6 protein-coding genes and 1 pseudogene are annotated in these 6282 nt (G+C 65.2%); 3 read left to right on the plus strand and 4 right to left on the minus strand.

Annotation, left to right across the window (positions count from 1 at the left end; genetic code table 11):
* Positions 1-168 precede the first annotated feature (168 nt).
* Positions 169-1147 (plus strand): annotated as a pseudogene (locus VML93_RS32235) (NAD-dependent epimerase/dehydratase family protein).
* A gap of 61 nt (positions 1148-1208) precedes the next feature.
* Here VML93_RS32235 and VML93_RS32240 read toward each other — a convergent pair.
* Both VML93_RS32240 and VML93_RS32245 read right to left on the minus strand, forming a co-directional pair.
* A complete protein-coding gene (locus VML93_RS32240; protein ID WP_325616926.1) occupies positions 1209-1697 on the minus strand; it encodes a hypothetical protein in 489 nt (162 codons plus the stop codon).
* Between the two features lie 4 nt (positions 1698-1701).
* Positions 1702-2751 (minus strand): serine/threonine-protein kinase, encoded by a 1050-nt coding sequence (locus VML93_RS32245; protein ID WP_414686505.1) that lies wholly within the window; start codon positions 2749-2751, stop codon positions 1702-1704.
* Positions 2752-2931: 180 nt separating this feature from the next.
* On the opposite strand from VML93_RS32245, the gene VML93_RS32250 reads away from it, so the two are divergent.
* Complete coding sequence (locus tag VML93_RS32250) at positions 2932-3972, plus strand: NAD(P)-dependent alcohol dehydrogenase (RefSeq protein WP_325616928.1); 1041 nt, start codon at positions 2932-2934, stop codon at positions 3970-3972.
* Here the strand turns inward: VML93_RS32250 and VML93_RS32255 are convergent.
* Complete coding sequence (locus tag VML93_RS32255) at positions 3961-4377, minus strand: DUF3349 domain-containing protein (RefSeq protein ID WP_325616930.1); 417 nt, start codon at positions 4375-4377, stop codon at positions 3961-3963. The two genes, VML93_RS32250 and VML93_RS32255, sit on opposite strands and share 12 nt — an antisense overlap.
* Before the next feature lie 183 nt (positions 4378-4560).
* Between VML93_RS32255 and VML93_RS32260 the strand changes: the two genes are divergently transcribed.
* Positions 4561-5106 (plus strand): restriction endonuclease, encoded by a 546-nt coding sequence (locus VML93_RS32260; RefSeq protein ID WP_325616932.1) that lies wholly within the window; start codon positions 4561-4563, stop codon positions 5104-5106.
* On the opposite strand, the gene VML93_RS32265 is transcribed toward VML93_RS32260, so the two are convergent.
* Positions 5103-6282: glycosyltransferase (locus VML93_RS32265; RefSeq protein WP_325616934.1), on the minus strand; the 1180-nt coding region annotated here is incomplete at its 5' end. The two genes, VML93_RS32260 and VML93_RS32265, sit on opposite strands and share 4 nt — an antisense overlap.

Below are 6282 nucleotides of genomic sequence, written 5' to 3' on the forward strand. Positions count from 1 at the left end.
GCCTCGTCGGAGTCTTTGAGAATCAAACTGACTCGCTTGCTCATGCGTCTCATCGTACACCACTATCCAGCGCGTAAATGAGTGCATAATATGGCGCACATGCGGTCGGCACACCCACGGCGTCAGCTAGCAGGTTTTGCCCGACGGCCCAGCGGGAACTGCCGGATCATGTCACTGCGCGTCGCCGTCACCGGGCCAACGGGTGACATTGGGATGTCAGTGATCGAGGCACTCGAGCACCATCCCGACGTGACCGAGATCTTCGGCATGGCGCGCCGGCCGTTTGATCCTGCCGAGCACGGCTGGTCGAAGACGGTCTATCGGCAGGGCGACATCCTTGACCGCGGCGCTGTCGATGCGCTGGTCGACGATGTCGACGTTGTCGTGCACCTGGCGTTCATCATCATGGGCTCGCGAGAGGAGAGCGCACGGGTCAACCTGGAGGGCACCCGCAATGTCTTCGAAGCGGCCGTGGCCGCCGGGCGTCCGAGGCGGTTGTTCTACACGTCGTCGGTAGCCGCCTACGGTTATCACTCCGACAATCCGGTCCCGATCACCGAGGATGTTCCGCCCCGCGGCTCACCCGAGCACTACTACTCCGAGCAGAAGGCGGCGTGCGAGGCGGCGCTGGCCGAGATCACCGCGGGGTCAGCACTCGAGGTCTATGTGCTGCGGCCGTGCATTGTGGCCGGACCCAAGGCCCCCGCGCTTGCCGATGCCATGCCGTGGAACCAGCTTCCCCAGCCGGTGCGTCGGGTGGCGCAACTGGTTAAACCGCCTTTCCCGGACCCGGGCACGGGCACACCGTTGCAGCTGATTCACCACGATGACGTCGCGGCGGCTATCGCCTTGGCGGTCACCACATCGGCGCCGACGGGCATACAACATCGCCGGTGACGGCGTGGTGTCGATGTCGGAAGTCGCCGACGCGCTCGGTGGCAGGCCCGTGCGGGTGCCGCGCGTCGCGGCAGTGGCCACCTCAGAGGTCATCGCACGGCTGCCCTTTGTTCCGTCGGCGCTGGAGTGGCTGCACGCGGGCCGCACGTCGGTGGTGATGGATACCAGCAATGCCAAGAACCAGCTCGGGTGGCAGCCGAAATTTACCTCGGCGGAGACCCTTTCGGCGTTGGCCGACGGCATCCGGTGACCTGCTGCGGGGCCCCACACTTAGCGCGCCGACGCTGACCTGCGCTGAATCAACGCGCCGATTAATTAGGCGTCGGCGGCTCTACTCGGGTCCGGCACATGCCGATGCCGAGGATTAAAAGTGGGACCAGCCAAAGCCAGCCATAATAAAAATATTCAGGGTAGCTCAATTCTTCGAGATAAGAAAATGCCGGAACAATTGTTCCCGACGCACCGAGTAATCCGGCGACCGTTGCCGGAACTGACCACCACCATCCGAATGGCCGGTGTGCGGTTATTCCGAATGCGATGAGCGCTAAAAAGGCTAAGCTGAGCACCAGCTGTAGCGCGCTGGCGCTCACCAGCACAGACGCCACTCCGCCTGCCAACGCAGCCACGCAGGTCAGCAAGCCAGTGATCGCCACCGCCCGCCTACCAGCCCAGCAACGCCTGGCGACAAGACCGAACGCGACTGCCAGCACTAACCACGACAACGCAGAAAAAAACGGGGCCGCCGGAAGGGCGACGACTTCTGAGGCAACCAGGACCTGTTGTCCCATTTCTATTTGCATTGCATCACCCTAAAAATGTCAGATACAGTATGCCAGCCACGACAAATATGATAATGAGAACTCCCGGCGCGATGAAATTCACCGGCCGCGGTAATTGCTGACCGCGCGATTCGATTGGCAAAACATCTTGGCGGCCCCGATTTACGGCGACGTTCGGAGGTGCCTGCCCGACGAATGCCGACCCTGGAAAAGGTGGCGCCTGTCGCGTCGGCGCCACCTGCGTCGGCAACACCCGCGTTTCCCGCGGCTGGTGATCGAGCGCCGCACGGGCCGCTTCGGCGAACGCCGTCACCGTCGGGTACCGCTGGCCCGGCTCCTTGGCCAGTCCCCTGGCGATGACCTCGTCGAAAGCCGGCGGCACACCAACCGCCGACGGACGCGGCGGTGGCTTGGACAGGTGCCCGACGATCTGCTGCTGCAGGCTGTCGCCCGGGAACGGCAATTGCCCGGTCAGGCACTCGTAGAACACGCAGGCCAGCGAGTAGATGTCCGACGACGGTCCGCCCTGACCGGTGTCGATCCGCTCCGGAGCCATGTAGGCGAAGGTGCCGATCGCGAGGCCCGTTTTGGTGATCCGGGTGGCATTGATGTCCTGGGCGATGCCGAAGTCGATCAGGTGGACGAAGTCTCGCCGGCCCAGCAGGATGTTCGACGGCTTGATGTCGCGATGCACCAGATCGATCGCATGCGCGGCGTCCAACGCATCGGCGACCTGCTCGATAATCCCAACGGCCCGAGCGGGTTCCATCGCACCGGACTCCTCCAGCACCGACGCCAGATCACGGCCGGCGATCAATCGCATGTCCACATACAACTGGCCGTCGATCGCGCCGTAGCTGTGAATCGGGACGACATGCGGCTCGCTCATCCGCGCCGCGACGTGCGCTTCGCGCCGGAATCGCTGCTCGAACGTGGGATCTTGCGCGACGTGCGCCGCCAGCACCTTCAGCGCCACTTCCCGGTCGTGCACGGTGTCGTAGGCCCGGAACACCTGGCCCATCCCGCCCTGACCGATAGGTTCCAGCAATCGATAGTGGCCGAAGTTTGCTTCCACCGCACCAACTCCCCACGCCAGGCGCATACGCGCTGCATAGATTACGTGGTCGGCTCTTCCGGCGCTGCCGTCTCGCGAAGGACCGCCATAAGCTGGCGTTACGGCTGCCGCACCCTCCGGCTGGAAAAATAACTTTAACCTAACTAAACTTTTTCTGGAATCGACACCGAGGAAGAGAAGATGAGCACTGTTTCCGCATACGCCGCCACATCCGCCACCGCACCGCTGACCAAGACCACCATCGACCGCCGCGACCCCGGCCCGCACGACGTCGCGATCGACATCAAGTTCGCCGGCATCTGCCACTCCGACATCCACACCGTCAAAGCCGAGTGGGGTGTACCGAAGTACCCGCTGGTCGTGGGCCACGAGATCGCCGGCGTGGTGACCGCCGTCGGCTCCGAGGTCACCAAGCACAAGGTGGGCGACCGCGTCGGAGTGGGCTGCTTGGTGAACTCCTGCGGCCAGTGCAGCAGCTGTGAGGCCGGGCTCGAGCAGTACTGCAAGCGAGGCGCGACCGGAACCTACAACGCGGTCGACAGAGACGGCACCGTGACGCAGGGCGGCTACAGCCAGGCGATCGTCGTCGACGAAAACTTCGTCTTGCGCATTCCCGACGAACTGCCGCTGGACAAGGCGGCACCCCTCCTCTGCGCGGGCATTACCCTCTTCTCTCCCCTGCGGCACTGGAAGGCCGGGCCGGGCACCCGGCTGGCGATCATCGGCCTCGGCGGGCTGGGCCACATGGGCGTCAAGCTGGGCGCGGCGATGGGCGCCGAGGTGAGCGTGCTGTCGCAGTCACTGAAGAAGATGGAAGACGGATTGCGTTTGGGCGCAAGCAATTACTACGCGACCGCCGACCCGGACACCTTCAAGAAGCTGCGCGGCAGCTTCGACCTGATCCTGAACACCGTCTCGGCCAACCTGGATCTCGGCCAGTACCTGGGCCTGCTGGACGTCGACGGCACCATAGTCGAGCTGGGCATCCCCGAGCACCCGATGGAGGTGCCGGCGTTCGGGTTGGCGCTCGCGCGGCGCAGCCTGTCCGGCTCCAACATCGGCGGGATCGCCGAGACGCAGGAGATGCTCGATTTCTGCGCCGAACACGGCGTGACGCCCGAAATAGAGGTCATCAAAGCGGATTACGTCAACGAAGCCTACGAGCGCGTGCTCGCCAGCGACGTGCGCTACCGCTTCGTCATCGATATCTCAAGCCTCTGACACAGTTCGCAGCGCTGCCGCGACCTCTTCGGCCGCCTCCCCGTCTTCGTCACCGGGGATAACCTCGCTGACGTCGATGCCGGCCAGCGGCCAGCCGGCGGCGGCCAGCGTGGCGGCCACCCGCCGGACGTTCTCGGGTCCGGGGTCTTTGTGGGTCAATTCGGTGATCTGCTGGGCGATCTCGTTGCCGTCGATGACGCCGTCGGCGGCCGCGGGGGAATCCTTCGAGGTGAGGCTGATGACCACCTCTTTGAGCTGGTCCGTGCTGAGCGGTGTGCTGCGGAGCAGGGCAAACAGCGGGACGCGATCGGGCCCGGGCACGCCTTCGGGGTAGCCGGCCTGCAGCCAACGGATTACCGACCGCAAGAAGTGGGGGTGATTGCAATCAGAATGGTCTTTGGTCACCCCAACAGTCTCCCCGGTACGGCCGTCATCCGCGCCACTGCGGCGTCATACCGTCCCCACAATTCATATCCCGTTCACGGCCTGCACACGTGGCCTTTGCACGCCCCGGATTGACCCTTTGCTTGTCCTGGCCCGCCCTTATGATCAGCTCGTGCAGCCGACCGCCCCGCTGATTCGCGCAGCATGAGCAAGGCCCTTTTGGTCCTCCCGCTCGTCTTTGCGCTCTTCATCGGCATCGTCAAGCACAGCTTGGGGGCGGGCTTTGTGGCGTTCTACTTGTTCTTGTTGTTCGAGGTCCTGGTGGGTTGGTCGACCAAACGCCGGTGGCCGCGCGGCGGGCGAGCCGACGCCGACATCACCGCAATCGACGCCATGGACGGCGTCGAGTTCGAGGGCTACGTCGCGGCACGCCTAGGACGGGCGGGCTGGCAGGTCAAGTTCACTCCGCCGGTGGGCGATTACGGTGTGGACCTGATCGCCGAGAAGGACGGCGAGTGTGTGGCGATCCAGTGCAAGCGCTACGGCAAACCCGTCGGCGTCGCGGCCGTCCAGCAGGTGGTCTCCGGCGCCCTGCACCACGGATGCGCCCGGAGCATGGTGTTCAGCAACCAGGAATTCACTTCTGCGGCAAGGCAATTGGCGGGCACACATCGCTGTCAGCTGATCGGCCGCAGAGTCTTGCAGAGCTGGGTGCAACCGCCCCAACGAGCACCTTGGCGGGGCGATTAAGCGGTCCGCGCCTTCGCGGGCATGATCTCGGCGCTGAGACCCAACCCGCTTTCGATGTGCTCCGGGAGTCCGGCGAAGTCTCGTCCGTAGGCTTCGGCGAGTCGCCGGGCGCCCTGACGGTAGTCGGGATTTCTCAGCGCGTCCTGCACGGCCGCTGCTACTCGCTGGGCGTTGAGCCATTCGGTGCGCAGCAGCACACCCGCGCCGGCGCGCTCAATGGCCTCCATGTTGAGGTGCTGGTCCAGGTTTGCGACAACCCCGATCACCGGCACGCCGGCCACGAAGGCCTGCTGCGTGGAGAGGCTGCCGCCGTTGCAGACGACGACGGACGCGCGGGCCGCGGCCTCTTCACCGGGCAGGTAGTCGGCGATGAACGCGTTGGCCGGGACGTTCGTCAGGTCGCTGCGGTCGGCGGTGGCCGCGATCACCGTCACTGGCTGGTCAGCCAGGGCGTCGAGCACCACCTGCAACAGGTTTCGGCCGCCCGAGGTGCCCAATGTCGCGTAGACGATCGGCCGGTCCGTCGGCAGCGAGTCCCACCACTCCGGCAGCACTACCGCCGGCGACCACAGGACCGGGCCCAGATACTGGTGGCTGGCCGGCCGGTCATACGTGGGCATCAGCTCGGGCACGTCGGCGTAGAGCGTGTAGTCCCCGTCGGTGAAGATGCGGCAGAGATCCCAGCCGAGAGTCGGCAACCCGCGCCTGAAGCGCAGCCAGTTCAGCGGCAGGCACTGCAGCGCGAAGAGCAGTGGGCGCTCGAAGCGGAACACGAAGCGCACGAAGCGGACCCCGAAGATCTTGTTCCAGAACACTTCCGGCAGCGGGAAGCGCCGACGAGCGTAGGGACTCCAGTAGGCGTTGGCAACGGCGACGTAGGGAACGCCGGCCAGTCGGGCGCTGGCGGACAGCGAAACGCGAAGGTCGCCGACGACGACGTCGGGTGCGACCTCGGCCAGCACCCTGCGGTCCTCCTCGATGTACCGCCGCAACGCCCGTGTGCTGAAGAAAAGGAAGAGCCGGGCGCCGGCCATCCTGGCGAGGAACTGCTCGCTGGGAATGCTGCGGATCGGGTGGTACGAGAACGGCATCGGGCCAAGGAGTTTGTTGAACCGCGGGTCGCAGGCGAAATGGACCTCGTAGCGGCGCGGGTCGAGCGAGCGCGCCAGCACGAAC

The organism is Mycobacterium sp. (assembly GCF_035499775.1).
Classification (GTDB): Bacteria; Actinomycetota; Actinomycetes; order Mycobacteriales; family Mycobacteriaceae; genus Mycobacterium.